14 protein-coding genes are annotated in these 16,050 nt (G+C 56.0%); 4 read left to right on the top strand and 10 right to left on the bottom strand.

Going from position 1 to position 16,050, the window contains the following annotated elements:
- Window positions 1-140: 140 nt before the first annotated feature.
- From EV681_RS07135 to EV681_RS07110, 6 genes are all read right to left on the bottom strand, one after another.
- A complete protein-coding gene (locus EV681_RS07135) occupies window positions 141-1,163 on the bottom strand; it encodes an isopenicillin N synthase family dioxygenase (RefSeq protein WP_128395365.1) in 1,023 nt (340 codons plus the stop codon).
- A gap of 123 nt (window positions 1,164-1,286) precedes the next feature.
- A complete protein-coding gene (locus tag EV681_RS07130; protein WP_130303606.1) occupies window positions 1,287-2,030 on the bottom strand; it encodes an amino acid ABC transporter ATP-binding protein in 744 nt (247 codons plus the stop codon).
- Window positions 2,027-2,746, bottom strand: coding sequence for an amino acid ABC transporter permease (locus EV681_RS07125; protein WP_128395363.1), 720 nt, complete (start codon window positions 2,744-2,746; stop codon window positions 2,027-2,029). Before EV681_RS07125 ends, EV681_RS07130 begins: the two co-directional genes overlap by 4 nt.
- Entirely contained in the window at window positions 2,743-3,438 is a 696-nt protein-coding gene (locus EV681_RS07120; protein WP_128395362.1) for an amino acid ABC transporter permease, read from the bottom strand. The genes EV681_RS07125 and EV681_RS07120 overlap by 4 nt, the downstream gene beginning before the upstream one ends.
- Before the next feature lie 134 nt (window positions 3,439-3,572).
- Window positions 3,573-4,400 (bottom strand): ABC transporter substrate-binding protein, encoded by an 828-nt coding sequence (locus EV681_RS07115; protein ID WP_128395361.1) that lies wholly within the window; start codon window positions 4,398-4,400, stop codon window positions 3,573-3,575.
- Between the two features lie 210 nt (window positions 4,401-4,610).
- On the bottom strand, window positions 4,611-5,522 hold the full coding sequence (locus EV681_RS07110; protein ID WP_130303605.1) for a LysR substrate-binding domain-containing protein: 912 nt from the start codon (window positions 5,520-5,522) through the stop codon (window positions 4,611-4,613).
- Between the two features lie 74 nt (window positions 5,523-5,596).
- Here EV681_RS07110 and EV681_RS07105 point away from each other — a divergent pair, with 74 nt between their 5' ends.
- The gene (locus EV681_RS07105; protein WP_130303604.1) at window positions 5,597-6,742 is read left to right on the top strand and encodes an MFS transporter; all 1,146 of its coding nucleotides are present in this window, start codon (window positions 5,597-5,599) and stop codon (window positions 6,740-6,742) included.
- 56 nt (window positions 6,743-6,798) lie between these two features.
- Here the strand turns inward: EV681_RS07105 and boxA are convergent, their stop codons facing one another.
- The 4 genes from boxA to EV681_RS07085 all read right to left on the bottom strand — a co-directional run bounded on the left by boxA (window position 6,799) and on the right by EV681_RS07085 (window position 12,347).
- The gene (boxA, locus tag EV681_RS07100; RefSeq protein ID WP_130303603.1) at window positions 6,799-8,064 is read right to left on the bottom strand and encodes a benzoyl-CoA 2,3-epoxidase subunit BoxA; all 1,266 of its coding nucleotides are present in this window, start codon (window positions 8,062-8,064) and stop codon (window positions 6,799-6,801) included.
- A gap of 59 nt (window positions 8,065-8,123) precedes the next feature.
- Window positions 8,124-9,551 (bottom strand): benzoyl-CoA 2,3-epoxidase subunit BoxB, encoded by a 1,428-nt coding sequence (gene boxB / locus EV681_RS07095; RefSeq protein ID WP_130303602.1) that lies wholly within the window; start codon window positions 9,549-9,551, stop codon window positions 8,124-8,126.
- 95 nt (window positions 9,552-9,646) lie between these two features.
- Window positions 9,647-11,308: a 2,3-epoxybenzoyl-CoA dihydrolase gene (gene boxC, locus EV681_RS07090; RefSeq protein WP_128395356.1), complete on the bottom strand. Its 1,662-nt coding sequence runs from the start codon at window positions 11,306-11,308 to the stop codon at window positions 9,647-9,649.
- A 124-nt stretch (window positions 11,309-11,432) separates the two neighbouring features.
- Window positions 11,433-12,347: a helix-turn-helix transcriptional regulator gene (locus EV681_RS07085; protein WP_128395355.1), complete on the bottom strand. Its 915-nt coding sequence runs from the start codon at window positions 12,345-12,347 to the stop codon at window positions 11,433-11,435.
- 146 nt (window positions 12,348-12,493) lie between these two features.
- Between EV681_RS07085 and EV681_RS07080 the strand changes: the two genes are divergently transcribed.
- The 3 genes from EV681_RS07080 (at window position 12,494) to EV681_RS07070 (ending at window position 16,020) form a co-directional block, all read left to right on the top strand.
- Window positions 12,494-12,964 (top strand): DUF4863 family protein, encoded by a 471-nt coding sequence (locus EV681_RS07080; protein ID WP_128395354.1) that lies wholly within the window; start codon window positions 12,494-12,496, stop codon window positions 12,962-12,964.
- 161 nt (window positions 12,965-13,125) lie between these two features.
- Window positions 13,126-14,700, top strand: a complete 1,575-nt coding sequence (locus EV681_RS07075) for a benzoate-CoA ligase family protein (protein ID WP_130303601.1) — start codon at window positions 13,126-13,128, stop codon at window positions 14,698-14,700.
- 150 nt (window positions 14,701-14,850) lie between these two features.
- Window positions 14,851-16,020, top strand: coding sequence for an ABC transporter substrate-binding protein (locus EV681_RS07070; protein WP_130303600.1), 1,170 nt, complete (start codon window positions 14,851-14,853; stop codon window positions 16,018-16,020).
- The last annotated feature ends 30 nt before the right edge of the window (window positions 16,021-16,050 follow it).

The following is a 16,050-nucleotide window of genomic DNA, read 5'->3' as shown; positions in this document are numbered from 1 at the left end:
ATAGTTAACAATAGGATTGTCGGGATTATCTGATGATTATTCTGTAGCGTCTAAGCCTGCTGTCGTCGTGCTTATGCGCCGTTAATCACCAAATCCTGTTTTGCTTGCCAACGCAATATCCATGGCGCGCCGCCCGCCCCTTACAAAACATCCTGGCGCAATTGCGGAAATACCTTGGATACTTTGTTGAGCAGATAGTCTCCGTAAATGCCATTGAATGCATGCACATTGGCCTTATCCCAGCGCGATGCGCTGTCATCCGGATCAGGAACGGCGGGCAGCCCTTCGATGGGCTGCACTTGTGCAAAATAATTGGGATCAAAGAACAACGGGAAAGACAGCCGGTCGCTGCCCGAGGTGTTGCGCACCACCCGATGTGCGGTTGATCGATACCAGCCGCCGGTCATGCGTTCCAGCATGTCGCCGATATTGCAAATGAACGTGCCCGGCACCGGTACGGCATCAACCCAGCCGCCAGGGGTCTTCACCTGCAAGCCACCGATCTGATCCTGCAGCAAAATGGTCAATAACCCATAATCTGTATGTTCCCCTACGCCCCATTGCACGTCCATCTCTTTGGGCACATCCTGGGTCGGATAATTGAAAATGCGAAACAGGATCAGGGGGTCTGCGGTGTAGCGGCGCTCGAAGTAGTCTGCCGGCAGCGCCAGGCTGAGCGCAATGCCGCGCATCAGGGCATGACCCAGCGCGGTCACCGCTTCCATGTATTGCAAGATGGTTTGCCGCAAGTTTGGGATGTCGGGAAACAGGTTGCGCCCGTGTACCGGCGTGCCTGCCTGCACCAGCGGATGATCATCGGCCAGCTCGGTGCCCAGATAAAGCCCTTCTTTCCAGTCCGGCCTGCCCGAAGTCAATTCACCGCCCAGGGGGAAATAACCGCGCCACGCCCGACCACCGAGCGCCATCCGCCAGCGCATTTTTTCCTGCTCGTCCAGCGAAAAAAACTGGCGGCTGAGCGTATCCAGACGCTGCATCAACGCCATATCGACGCCATGCCCTGCAACATAGAAGAAACCGTGGGCACGACAAGCATTGCGAATGTGATCAGCAACCGTCTGCAATGCCTGGCGGCTACTATCGGTTACCAATGCAGAGACATCAATGATCGGTAATGCAGGGTGAGTCTCAGGGGTATAGGTCATGATCTGTATCGATTCAATGGTTAAATAGCCGGCGCCGCCTGGCGGTTCGCGAACAAGGGTGATAGCAGAAGCACAAACAATGGCAAGCGTATTTCATTTGTCATCCTGCCCAGGCAACCATTGTCATACCGCCCCGGCAAAAGGCGTGCGTATATCCGAGAGAAACTGCGCTGCCCGGGGATGCTGCGGACGGTTGAAAAAATCGTCCGGTGTGGCGCGCTCCAGCATTTTGCCGGCATCCATAAACAGAATCCGGTCGGCCACTTCGCGCGCAAATCCCATTTCATGCGTCACACATACCATAGTCATGCCGTCTTTAGCCAGATCGCGCATAACCAACAGTACTTCTCCGACCATCTCCGGATCCAGCGAGCTGGTTGGTTCATCAAACAGCATCAGCGGCGGCTCCATGGCCAGCGCACGAGCGATGGCAACGCGCTGCTGCTGCCCGCCCGACAGCGCGTCGGGCATGGCATCAGCCTTATGAGCCAGGCCGACCCGATCCAGCAACGACAAGGCTTTTTCTCGCGCCGCCGGGGCAGACAGCCCATGCAAATGCATAGGCGCCAGGGTGCAGTTTTCCAGGGCGCTCAGATGAGGAAACAAATTGAACTGCTGGAAAACAAAACCGATGCCCGAGCGAAAGGCATTCAAATCTATCGATTTATCATGGATATCCTGACCATTGACGCGGATATGACCCGCCTGAATAGGCTCGAGCCGGTTGATCGTACGGATCAGGGTAGATTTACCTGATCCTGACGGGCCGCACACGACAACCACTTCGCCGCGCGCGACGGTTTCCGTGACATCCACCAAGGCATGATACTTGTCATACCATTTATTCACATTTTCAAATTCAATCATGTTGCTTCCTTGCGGGCAGCGATGGCAGCTTGCTGTTTCCCGCGCCGGCGTTCAAGCCAGTAGGCAAAACGGGACAGGCCGAAACACAGCAGCAGATAGGTCAGGCCCAGGACGAGATAAATTTGCGTCGGATACACCATCACCTGGGTATTGATCTGCGAGGTGATAAAGGAAACCTCAGCAAGACCGATGATATAACCCAGGGAAGTTTCCTTGATCGTCGAGATAAACTGGTTGACCAGCGATGGCAGCATATGCCTGATCGCCTGCGGCAATATGACCAGTCGCATGGCGCGAAAATAACCGAAGCCCAGCGAACGGGCGCACTCCATCTGGCCCTTGGGCAAACCCTGGATGCCGGCCCGGATAATTTCGGCCAGATAGGCGGCATCGAAAATAACCAGTGCAATAAGCATGGTCCAGAACTGATTAGTTTTTACGCCAGTCACGCTGGGCAAAAAGAAATAGGCCCAAAACACCACCATCAGCAACGGCGTTCCACGCACCACAAATACCAGGATGCTCACAGGCCAGCGCACCGCCCGCCATGGGCTGATGCGGGCAAACGCCAGCGCAATACCCAGCGGCATGGCCATGACCAGCGCACAGCTTGCCAGCAACAACGTAAGCGCCAGTCCGCCCAGCGGCCCGTTCGGATACTGGCCAACCAGGAAGTACAACCAGTACGTATCGATGACCTCAAGAAATCCGCTCATAGCGCCCTCGGCGGATAACGATGCTGGAACCACGCAGCCAGCGCAGTGATCAGCAGCGACAGGCTCAGGTAGGCAGAGGTGGCAAAAGCAAAGGATTCAAAACTTCTGAAGCTGGCGCTTTCGACCTGACCGGCCTGATACATAAGCTCAGCCACACCAATGACAGTTGCAATACTGGTATTTTTCCACAAATTCAGTGTCTGCGAAATCAATGGCGGTGTAATGACCCGCATGGCCTGTGGCAGGATGACCAGACGCATGGCCGCCAGAAAACTCAGCCCCAGCGCACGCGCGGCTTCCATCTGTACAAATGAAATAGCCCGGATGCCGCTACGGATATCTTCGGCCATATAGGCTGCGGTATAAAGCGTCAGCGCAATGACCGCACAGCTGGCTTCGGTGTTGCCGGCATAAAGCCATTGCTTGGCTGCTTCGGGCAGCAGCTCGGGGGCACCGAAATACCAGAACAGCATATGTGCCAGCAGCGGGATATTGCGGATCGTCTCGACATAGGCAAAGCCCAGGCCGCGCAGCAGCGCCAACGGCGACAGGCGCAGCAAGGCGATGCAGGTGGCCAGTGGCAGCGCGAGCACCAGTGAAATGACCAGCAATTGTATGGATAGCCATAATCCTGCCAGCAGCATTTCATGGTACCGGCCGCTGAGCAGCATGGAAGCGTCAAACTCGGGCATGGATCAGTCGCGTAGTCGTGGAAACAAAAAACGGCGTGAAGTCCGCTGCGCTGGTCTAGCGCAGCACACGCCGTCGCTTTGCAACAGCAACCGATCATTTTCCAGATGCTGTCTTGCGGGTATCCAGTCTACTCTTAAATTTTATCGGTTTCGAATTTAAAGCTGCGCGTTGAAAACTGCGATTTTGTATCCGGTCCGTACCATTTGAAGAAAATTTTCTCGGCCTGACCAGAGGCTTCAAGTTCACGCAGCGTATCGTCGACCACTTTTTTCAAACCGGCCTCGCCTTTGCGCAAGCCGAATGCCAGCGGTTCTTCGCTGATGCTTTGCTTGAGCACCACAAAATCTTTCTGCTTTGGCCCCAGCTTGGCATAGACGCGCATCAACGCCGCTTCATCGTCAACATAGCCCACACCCTTGCCTTGTTGCAAAGCAAGAAACGCCTGCTGGCTGGTATCGAATGTAACCACGTTCACATCAGGCACTGCCTTGCGAATATTGGGCTCCTGAGTGCCGCCACGAATGGTCAGCACTTTCTTGCCCGACAAACCGGCCAGATCGGTGATACCGCTGTCGCTACGCACCAGCGCCTTCTGTCCGGTCACAAAAGTGGTCACGGAAAAATCGACCTGTGCTTCGCGTTCCTTGTTGTGTGTCAGGCCGGCGGCAATAATATCCACGTGTTTTTGCTGCAGTTCGGGAATGCGCGCAGCCACGGCTACTTGCTTGAAGCGGGCTTTCACGCCGATCTTGTCGGCTACCGCCTTGGCAAGATCCACTTCATAGCCAATGAACTCACGGGTCTTGGGGTCGATGAAGGTTGCCGGTTCATCTGTGCCCAGAACACCGACAACCAGTTCACCGTTTTTCTTGATATCGTCCAGTTGATCAGCCTGGGCGCTGACGGCGCTCAGGCCGATCAGGGCCGCGCCCAGCAGGGGTAAAAGTTTTCTCAGTTTCATAATGGCAGGTTTCCTGATAGTTGGCGTTATACCCAAACGTTATTTGGAATACATATATTCGTGAAGAAAACTATATCAGCATAACAAAGGCGAATAAAATAACCAATGGTTATTTAGTAATTATCAAATCGTCCATCGATTTGCTTTACACGCAAGTGGGAAAACATCCCTGCCCGTTCCCGACAGGCAGTGCCGATCCCTTTTTCGGTGTCATCCGGTCACGCGCCCACTGCTCGCCTGGCGTGCAAGCTCCTTTTCCAGCCAGGCAATAAAATATCGCGCTTCAGGTGTCGCGTTCGGACTAACGCCATAATAATACCGGGTCACCGGCAGGCGCATATGCATATCCGGCAATGGACAACAAAGTCGGCCCAGCGCCACGTCGTGGGAAATCAACGAGAACGGGACAATTGCGAAACCCAGGCCGTCCTCGACCGCTTGTAGAACAAAATGTACATGGTCAAACTGCATTTGACCCACGGGTCTGACGCCGTCTATGCCAACATGCTCCAGCCAGGCTTCCCAATCGCCCTTGCGAGACTTTGACCGCAACAGCGTCAGTCCCGCCAGCGCGCCTGGATCCGTGACACCATACTTGGCCTGGAAAGCGGGCGACATGACCAGACATACGTCATCTTCAATAAACGCGGACACCTGCATCGCGTCCGACCATCCCTTGAGGCCCCGACGGATGGAAATATCGAAGTCGCCGGCGGACTCGGGCGGTAGCGTCGTGGTGAGCACGTGCGGTTCTATACCGGGGTATTGCGCGATGAATTCAGGCAGCCTGGGAATCAGCCAACGTACCGCAAATGAAGGACGGACATTGATCCTGACTACCCGTTCAGGCGTTTGGCTCATGACCGATTGCGCAGCATTGGCGATTTGTTTAAGCGCCGCATCGGCCTGTGTGAAAAACCGCAAGCCTTCGAGTGTCAGGCTTACCTGCCGGATACGTCGGTCGAATAGACGGACTCCCATATAGGACTCAAGCGCCTTCACCTGATGACTGATTGCGCTATGGGTGATATGCAGTTCATTGGCCGCCAGTGTAAAACTCTGGTGCCGCGCTGCAGCAACAAAAGCGCGAACGGCATTGAGGGGTGGCAGAGAGGTGTTCATGCGTTTAATTTTATAACACATGGCGCGAATTTAAATCGTTTGTCGCGTCTCTGACTGCGCAGTAGCATTCCCGTATGATCATTCCCCCTGCCCAGCCCCCCGTTGAACGGCATTCGCGGTATGCCGCGCTCGCCATGGCCCTTGCCTTACCCACCGATGTAGTCCTGTATTTGTTGCTCCCCATGTACTCGGAACAGTTTGGCGTATCGCTGGTTGAGGCCGGCGTATTGCTTGCCGCCAATCGCCTTATCCGGATAGCCGGGTATGGTTTTGTCGCACGCTTTTATGCCCGACATGGCGATCGCCTGGTCTGCACGCTTGCCGTCATTGCGGCCGGCCTGTGTGCAGTGGGCTATGCCACGCTGACGGGCCTGTGGGCGTTATTGCCATTGCGACTGCTCTGGGGATTGGCCTTCGCCGCCCTGAACCTGTCAACGCAGGCTTTGGCGACGGCCGAGGCAACAGGCGCTTCACGCCGATCGGGAAGATCCCGCGCCTTTATTGCGCTGGGACCGGCCATCGCATTGCCTCTGGCAGCGCTACTTGCCTATGGCTTCGGGCCCCGCGCCATTTTCTGGATACTCGCCGCCACGGCAATGATGGGCGTCGTGGTCACCCGCCACCTTCCATTTCGTGCGTATCCAATGCCGCCAAAGCGGCGCGGCCTGCGCCTGCCCAACAGTCTGGATATGTGGTCTTTTCTGGAAGGCTTCACGCTGGACGGGCTGTTCATTATCGGTCTGTCCTACCTGGGCAGCGATCTTTTTCCTGAGGGCGCGGTCATGACCGCCGGCCTATTGCTGGCACTGCGCTATCTGGGTGAAATTGTCTTAAGTCCCATAGGCGGCAGGCTTGCAGAACGATTCGGTGCCGAAAAACTTCTGCTTGCACTGTCGCTGATGACCTGTGTATGCCTGATCGGATTCGGTGCGGGCTGGCTATGGAGCTGTGCCACGTCAATTGTTGTACTTCGCGCCCTGCAACTGCCGCTGCTGGCGCCCATCGTGGCCCGACGAACGCCGGGCCCGGAGCGGGTTCACGCCCTTGCCGCTCGTTCTGTCTGGCGTGATATCGGGGCCGGAACCGGCCCGCTTGCCGCCGGACTACTGCTGCCTTTGCTGTCTGCGTTCTGGGTATACTCAGTACCTGCAGTGTTGCTGGTATGGGCTGCCGCTGCCTGTGTCGAGCGCCCATCCTTCAGCAAACATCAGGAAACATAGACCTGCGGCCAATTGCAAAATATGATCTGGCTGATCGTACCGCTATGCCAACACCATCAATACGTCTCCAGATGCAGACGCCCTTTTTGCCTGAGCGTGGCATGCAGTTCGGGCCATACCATGCCGCCGGCAGTGGCCGCTTCTTGCAAGACCTCCAGCACGCCGGACTCCATGCCCTTGACGCCGCAGACATAAATATACGTGTCCTCGTCCTTGAGCAACGCCAGCAGATCGGGCAGGCGTTCACGCATCACATCCTGCACATATTTTTTGGGCTGGCCGGGGGTACGCGAAAATGCAAAATTAATATCGATAAAGTCTTTGGGCAACTTGTTGAGCGGTCCGAAATAAGGTAGTTCTTCCTTACAGCGGGCGCCAAAGAAAAGCATGAGTTTGCCGCGTGCATCGCCCTGTCCTTCCAGGTGCTTGCGCCGGCGCCTCTCGGTCATCGCGCGCATGGGCGCGCTGCCGGTTCCGGTGCAGATCATGATAATATTTGCGCCCGGGTGGTTCGGCATCAGGAAGGTATGGCCAAAAGGCCCGATAACCTGTACCTTGTCGCCCTTCTGCAAATCACATACGTAATTGGAACAGACCCCCTTGACCGCATTGCCATCATAGTCCTGCACCACCCGCTTGACGGTGATCGATACGTTGTTGTAGCGGGGTCGCTCGCCATCCCGCGGGCTGGCCAGTGAATATTGACGGGCATGATGCAAACGCTCGCCGGCGTCAGTGCCTGGTGGAATAATGCCAATGGACTGGCCCTCCAACACCGGAAACGGGGCATCGCCAAAATCCAGGACGACATGCCGAATGTCACTATCGGACGCATCATCGGTCAGCCGGTAGTTTCCCGAGACCGTGGCCGTCACCACGTTGCGCGTGCCATACAGGTTGGTATAGCTGTGCGAGGCAGACCATGGAGGAATCTGCGAGCCAGCGACATAATTGCTGCCCTGGATGGTTACTTCCGCATCCGCCTCTGTATTAACATCAGTCGTACCAGCGTCGGCAACTGCTGGTATATCCGGCACATCCAGCGCCAGCGGCGCCGGCAACTCGTCCCAGGTGTATTGCTCGTCGATTGAATACATTTTTTCCGCATGTACCGGCTGCCAGTTATCGATGGCGCCGGTGGGACAGGGCGCCACACAGGCCATGCAATGGTTGCAAACGTCCGGCTTCACCACATAATTGGTACCGTCGTGCGTAATCGCATCAATCGGACAGGTTTCCTCGCATGTATTGCAGCGTATGCAAATTTCCGGATCAATCAGGTGCTGTTTTTTTATTACCTGGGCTTGTTCGATCGTCGCCATAACAGTCTGCCTCCTGGATCTATTTCCATATTAGTGGATGCCCTTTCGGGCATCCCTGATCAGTTGAATCGCACATACTCGAAATCGACCGGCTGGCGATTGATGCCCATGACCGGCGGCGCAATCCAGTTGGCAAATTTGCCCGGCTCCACGACGCGCCCCATCAGTGAAGCGACAAAGGCGCGGTCTTCACTTGTCGGCAACCAGTCACGTTCGCGCCTGACCCATTCGGCCTCGGACATCATCGTACCTTCGGGGGAAACAAATATGCCCGACAAGGTGCCGATGCTCCGGTTGAATGCTTTGTGCGGTGTCTTCAGGCGAAAGGAAATTCCCGCCTTTTCAATCACTTTATTCCAGCGATTGACGCCACCGACCGAGTCCGTGATATAGTCATCGCGCAACACTTCGTTGAGCGCATTGAGCATCGGCACAGAGCGCTCGACCAGACGCCCGTCCTGCACGGCCAGCACGTTATAGGTGCGATCGTACAGTTTGTGATCGTCGTCACGCTTGGTTTCTTCGTAGCGCCCTTTCAATCCGGTATTGTAGAACGTAGCGGCGTTACTGGACTCGTCTGCGCCGAACAGGTCAATGGTGACACTGAAATGGAAATTCAGATAGCGCTGAATGGTTTCCAGGTCAATCACACCGGCTTCGCGAAGACGCGCGGCATCGTCAGTTTTCAATTGATTCATCACCTCGCAGGTTCGCTGGATGACCCGCGATACCCCAGACTCACCGACGAACATATGATGCGCCTCTTCGGTCAGCATGAATTTCGTGGTGCGTGCCAGCGGGTCAAAGCCGGATTCGGCCAGCGCACACAATTGAAATTTTCCGTCGCGATCCGTGAAATAGGTAAACATATAAAACGATAGCCAGTCTGGCGTTTTTTCATTGAAGGCAGCCAGAATTCGCGGATTGTCCTGGTCACCACTATTGCGCTCAAGCAGCGCTTCTGCTTCCTCGCGACCATCACGACCGAAATGCTTGTGCAGCAGATACACCATGGCCCACAAATGCCGTCCCTCTTCCACGTTGACCTGGAACAGATTGCGCAAGTCATACATGGAAGGCGCGGTCAGGCCCAGATAGCGCTGCTGCTCCACTGATGCCGGCTCGGTATCGCCCTGGGTCACAATAATGCGCCGCAGATTGGCGCGATGTTCACCCGGCACATCCTGCCAGGCCTTCTCGCCTTTGTGCTCGCCAAAATTGACCTGACGCTCGACATCACGCGGGTTCAGAAAGATGCCCCAGCGATAGTCCGGCATCTTCACATAGCCAAAGGATGCCCAGCCCTGCGGATCCACACTGGTCGCGGTACGCAAGTAGACGTCAAAGTCCTGCGAACCTTCGGGTCCCATCTCATTCCACCATTTGCGATAATTCGGCTGCCAGTGCTCAAGCGCGCGCTGCAGTGTCCGGTCTTCGGACAGGTTCACATTATTGGGGATTTTCTCGTTGTAGTTGATACTCGACATAGTGATCTCCAGTGTCACGGAGCGGGTATTTCAATGGGTTTACCCTGCCCCTTCATTTTGATGAATATACGCAGCTGGCCGTCAGACGGAATGGGTCAGACGCGATTGCGGTCAAAGCTGGGTTTTTCGCCCTTACCATACAGTTTGAGGGCGCCTTTTTCTCCGACCGCATTGGGTCGAATAAAGATCCAGTTTTGCCAGGCCGTCAAGCGGCCGAAGATCCGCGTCCACATATTTTCGGGGCCATTAAAGCGCAGGTTGGCTTCCATGCCGGTCAACGCATCGGGCGACATGGACACCCGCTCTTCAATCGCAATCCGTACTTCTTCGTCCCAATCGATATCATCCAGCGCATAGGTAACCAGTCCGGCCTGCTCGGCCTGATCGCCCTCCAGGTGCTTGCCGGCCAGTGACTTGATGGCCTCCAGGCTGGCTTGATCATCATAAAAGCGGCGCGCCAGGCGCGACTGTCGCGTCACCATGGGCAAGAAGCCGAAGTTGATCGGACCGACGGTGATACGTGGCGTACGGTCTTCGTCATCAGGCAGGGTCAGCATATAAATGCGATCGCAGGCAAGCGCCGGTTCCAGCAACGATCCGGCAAAGCACGAGCCTTCATCGACCAGTGCAAACAGGGAGCGCGAGGAGACGTCCAGCCTTGCAAAAGTACGACGCAGCAAACCCAGGGTTTCGCGCACGAACCAATGGTCCTTATGATTGAGCAGGATATCGTCGCTTTTGAGCACTGCCTCGGCGCTGCCTGTGGTTTTGATCAACCACAGGCCGCTGTCCAGTTCGTTGGTCCGCATGGAAAGAATGGCATCATCCAGTTCACGGGCCATTTGCAACGGCCACCAGCGCATGCCTGCCTGCAAAATGGCCTCAATGCTGTCGGGCAACTCCCCTTGCGGGCCTCGCAGGGTGAAGGTGGCGAACTTGCCTGCCCGGTCAATATCGACACTGACATATGTGTAATGCAGGCTGTCGGCGGTTTCGTGTTTTTCAAGCGGCGTCAGCGCCACCCCCTGCAGACCGTCCAACGAATCCGCCGCATTCTGCTGCGCCAGCTCTACCGCCCGGGCGTTGATGGTTTCCTGAAACCGGGCAGGCTTGACAACCTCGTCGACCAGTTTCCAGTCTTTGGCCCGCTGACCGCGCACGCCCTCGACCAAGGTGCAGAAAACATCGGCATGGTCGTGGCGGACCTTGCGTTTATCGGTCACTCGCGTCAGGCCGCCCGTACCCGGAAGTACGCCAAGCAACGGGACTTCGGGCAGTGAAACCGACGAGGAGCGATCATCCACCAGATAGATTTCATCACAGGCCAGGGCCAGCTCGTAACCGCCACCAGCACAGGCGCCATTGACAGCGGCAATGAACTTCACGCCTGAATGCTCACTGGTATCCTCTATGCTGTTGCGCGTCTCATTGGTGAACTTGCAGAAATTGACTTTCCACGCATGACTGGACAAGCCCAGCATAAAAATATTGGCGCCCGAGCAGAAGATACGCTCCTTACCGCTGGATACGACAACGCTGCGCACTTCGGGATGTTCAAAGCGAAGACGATTGAGTGCATCGTGCAATTCAATATCCACGCCCAGATCATAAGAGTTCAGTTTCAGCTTATAGCCGGGACGAATGCCGCTGTCTTCATCAATGTCAATCGTCAGACGCGCCACATTGCCTTCGGTCGTCAATGAGAGGTGCTTGTACTGCGACGGATTGGTCTGGTAATTGACTTTCAGCTCGCTCATGGCTGTCTCCAATAGAGTCATGCATTTCATTGCATTTCGTTTATCATTAGACGCACTATATTGCATGATTCTTCAGGCAGTCAAGCTGTTTGACTAGGGATTTACCCTAGTCACTCACGTCTGATCACGTCAGCATTTCAGCGGACTGGCGGGCGGCCTGGACCTTCGCAAACAACGCATCAAAAGTCTCCTCAAGAGGCTGAAGACTGGTATCCAGATGCACATCGGCCTTGCTGTAGAAGGCCACCCGGCCCTCCAGAATCAGCTTCAGGTCATGCATGGCTTCCTTGCTGCCGGACATGGGGCGAAAATCCCCCTGGGCGATGACCCGGTCCATGTGCTCGCGCGGCGTGGCCTGCAGCCAGACCGTCAGGCAATGCTCCAATAGATTGTTGTAGGTGGCCGCTTCGGAAACCAGCCCGCCCGGCGTGGCAATCACTACTTCAGGATACAGCTGGATGGTTTCTTCCAGCGCACGCCGTTCGTAGCGACGGTAGGCCACGGGGCCATACAGTGAATGGATCTCGTTGATGCTGCAACCGGTTGTCTGTTCGATTTCATGCGACAACTCGATGAACGGATAGCCAAGCCGGTCAGCCAGCATACGGCCCAACGTGGATTTGCCGGCGCCGCGCAGACCAATGAGGGCAATGCGTGACAGGCGCGAGCCCGGCGTTTTGTCGGCACCGAACAGTTCAATCAACCGCAGCCGCACTTTGTGCAGATCTTTCTCGCTGCGGTTCTCCAGCAACTCGCGGATCATCAGCCATTCGGGCGACGAGGTGGTAACGTCGCCGATGAGCTCGGCCAGCGAACACGTCAGCGCCTGGGCCACCTGATGCAGCACCAGTATGGTTGCATTGCCGGTACCCAGCTCAAGATTGGCCATATGGCGCTCGGAAATACCCGCCAGGCTCGCCAGCTTCTTGCGCGTAATTCCCTTGCGCGCGCGCAGCGAGCGAATCCGCTCGCCCAACGCTCGCAACAGCGGCGTCTTGTCTTCCATTGGATCTATTTCAAATGAATTTTCCAGCGTCATAGCGTGCCATTTCGTAAATCGGGAGCTAGTGTTTTCCCTAAAGATTGAGCAAAAATCTTGACTGATTTTAACTGCATGCCTATCTTATCATCTACATGCAAAATAATGCACGAAAAAAAAAATCAGGTGTTAAGGAGACTTTCAGTATGCGTGAACATTTCGACACGCTCATCCAGACAGTAACCCGGCAGATCGCAGACCGTCCGCTCGATGAAACGTTACAGGGCTGGCTCAATAGTCACTACGGTGCCGACAGCCAGTGGTACCACGACATCAGCGCTGCCTGTATTGCAGGCGTGCAGGATGGCTGGATGTGCAAGCACGAAGCACAGGGACTCAAATACGGCCGGGTGACCAAACCGTCCGAAGCGACCCATGGATTTTCGGTAGATGTGGTGAGCATGCAGGATATCCGCGGCCCCCATCACCGCCATCCCAATGGCGAAATTGATCTGATCATGCCGCTCACCCCCGGCGCCCGATTTGATGGCTGTGATGCCGGCTGGAAAGTCTATGGCCCGGACTCCGCACATTGTCCCACCGTCAGCAACGGTGCCGCCCATGTGCTGTATTTGCTGCCGGAAGGAAAAATTGAATTCACGGCGCAGCCGCAATGACAGGTCAATGCACCTTCAGATCCTGTTAATAAGCAGGCTGCCGCCGTACTGAGGTTGCGCAAGACCGGTACAGGCAGCCAATTGATCCACTCGCAGCGCGGCAGTGCCAACAACTTGAAGTGAGCTGGCAGCAAGCAGCCAGGCATTTAGCGGAGTTAACCATGCAGACCCCTGAAAACAGCAATCAGTTCAATATTGCCGACTATCTGATGCAAACCAACCAGAGCCGTCTGGATCGCATTGCGTATATCGATGGCAACGGCTCATTGACCTACGCAGCGCTTTTTGACAAAGTGCGGCGCCTGACCGCGGTACTGAAAAACCTGGGCGTACGCCGCGAGGAGCGGGTATTGTTGCTGATGAACGATTGCACAGACTGGCCTGTCGCCTTTCTGGGGGCGATTCATGCCGGTATTGTGCCAGTTGCCATCAACACCCTGCTGACACCACAGGACTATAAATACATTATTGAAGACAGCCGCTGTCAGGCCGCCATGGTGTCGGCCACGCTGCTGCCGGTGCTGGCCCAGGCCATGAGCGAAGCAGAGCATGAAATCAAGCATATCCTGGTGTCGCGCCCGCAAGGTGAACTCTCGCACGGCCAGTTGAGCATGGAACAGGCGCTGGCTGCCGCCACGCCCTGTCATCGCCCCTGTAGCACCAGGGCCGATGAGCCGGCCTTCTGGCTGTACTCTTCTGGCTCAACCGGCAAGCCCAAGGGCACAATCCACAGTCATGCCAACCCTTACTGGACCATTCGTTATTATGCGCAAGACCTGCTGCGGCTGACCGAGTCGGATCGTATTCTGTCGGCCGCAAAACTGTTTTTTGCCTACGGGTTGGGCAATGCCCTGACCTTCCCTCTGGGCGTCGGCGCCAGCGTGATCCTGATCGAAGGCCGCCCTACTCCGGATGCTGTGTTCGAGGCGATGCGCAAACACCAGCCGACGGTGTTTTGCGGTGCGCCAACCGGTTATGCCGGCATGCTGGCGGCAGCCAACACGCCCACCCGGGACGAGGTGCAATTGCGGATGTGTTCTTCAGCCGGGGAGGCGCTGCCACGGGAACTTGGCGAGCGCTTCACGGCTCATTTCGGATGTCATATCATCGATGGCATCGGCTCAACTGAAATGTTGCATATTTTTCTGTCCAACAAGCCTGATGACATCCGCTATGGCACCACAGGAAAACCCGTACCCGGCTATGAACTCGAGCTTCGCGACGAGCAAGGTGCTATCGTCGCAGATGGCGAAATCGGCGATCTGTACATCAAGGGAAAAAGCGCTGCCCTCATGTACTGGAACAACCGGGAAAAGACAAGAGCAACATTTCAGGGGGAGTGGACCAAAAGTGGCGACAAGTATTCGCGCGATGCCGACGGCTATTACACCTATGCGGGTCGCAGCGACGACATGCTCAAGGTAAGCGGACAGTATGTGTCTCCCTTCGAAGTGGAGGCCACACTCATAGAGCATGAAGCCGTCCTGGAGGCGGCCGTCATCGGCGTTGCCGATTCGCAGGGCCTGGTCAAGACCCGCGCCTATGTGGTGCTCAAGGAAACGGCGCCACCGGCTGACGACACACTCAAGGATGCACTCAAGGCCTTTGTCAAATCCCGGCTGGCGCCGCACAAATATCCACGCAGCATTGAATTTCTGGATGAATTGCCCAAAACGGCAACCGGCAAAATCCAGCGCTTCCGTCTGCGTGAAATGAATCAGCATGAAGTGGCGTAAGCCAGCACAAAAAGACGGGCACAGCGGACTATCGCAAGGGACGCCGTGATCCTGCAAGTGCGGTACCAGGACGCGGCAAGCGGCGTTGTTCGTGGCAACAAAAACAAGCAGTCATCATAAAAAGCAGTCGTACATTCAGGAGACAGGACAATGAATAATGTGAAAAAAGCCACGATCGCCACAGCGATCATGCTGGCCGGGGGATTGGGTCAGGCGGCGCAGGCCGAAGTCAAGGTGGGCCTCATGCTGCCGGCCACAGGCACCTATGCGGCGCTTGGCAAGGCGATCGAAAATGGCTTTAAACTGTATGTCGAGGAACAGGGTGGCAAGCTGGGCGGCCAGCAGATCCAGTATTTTGCTGTTGATGACGAATCTGATCCGGCCAAGGCGCCGGAGAACACCAACCGGTTGGTGCAGCGCGACAAAGTTGATGTACTGGTAGGAACAGTGCATTCAGGCGTGGCCATGGGGATGGCGAAAATCGCGCGTGACAGCGGCGTGATCTACATTATTCCCAACGCCGGTGCAGATATGCTCACCGGGCCGCTGTGCGCCAAAAACATCTTCCGCAGCTCATTCACCAATTGGCAGCCCGCTTATGGCATGGGCATTGTCGCGGCCGAAAAGCAAAAACATAAAACAGCAGTGACCATCAATTGGAAATACGCCGCAGGCACTGAGGCGGCCGATGGTTTCCGCGAAGGTTTCGAAGCCAAGGGCGGCAAAGTGATCAAAGAGCTCACGCTGCCCTTCCCCAACGTGGAATTCCAGTCGCTGCTCACTGAAATTTCCTCACTGAAACCGGATGCCGTCTTTGCATTCTTTGCCGGTGGCGGTGCGGTCAAATTCGTGAAGGATTACGATGCCTCGGGCCTGCGCAAGACGATCCCGCTATACGGTCCAGGCTTTTTGACTGACGGCACACTCGCCGCCCAGGGCGATGCAGCCAAGGGCATGCTGACCACCCTGCACTATGCCGATGAACTGAATAATCCGAAAGACAAAGCGTTCCGCAAGCACTACCAGGAAAAGTTCAGCATGGAGCCGGACGTATACGCGGTGCAGGGATACGACGCAGCCCAGTTGCTGGCCGCTGGCCTGAACCATGCCAAGGGCGATATCAAGAACAAGGATACCGTCATTGAGGGGATGGAACAGGCCAAGGTGGATAGCCCGCGCGGGCCATTCACCATGTCCAAGGCGCACAACCCGGTGCAGAATATTTATCTGCGCGAAGTCGTGGGCAACCATAACAAGAACCTGGGAATCGCAGTAGCCAATCTGGAAGATCCGGCCAAAGGCTGCAAGCTGAGCAAGTAAACCGAAAATGCAGGCGTACGGCTGAACCGC

The sequence above is a fragment of the Advenella incenata genome, assembly GCF_004217095.1.
GTDB classification, from domain to species: domain Bacteria; phylum Pseudomonadota; class Gammaproteobacteria; order Burkholderiales; family Burkholderiaceae_B; genus Advenella; species Advenella incenata.
This window is presented reverse-complemented; position numbering and strand designations above follow the sequence as displayed.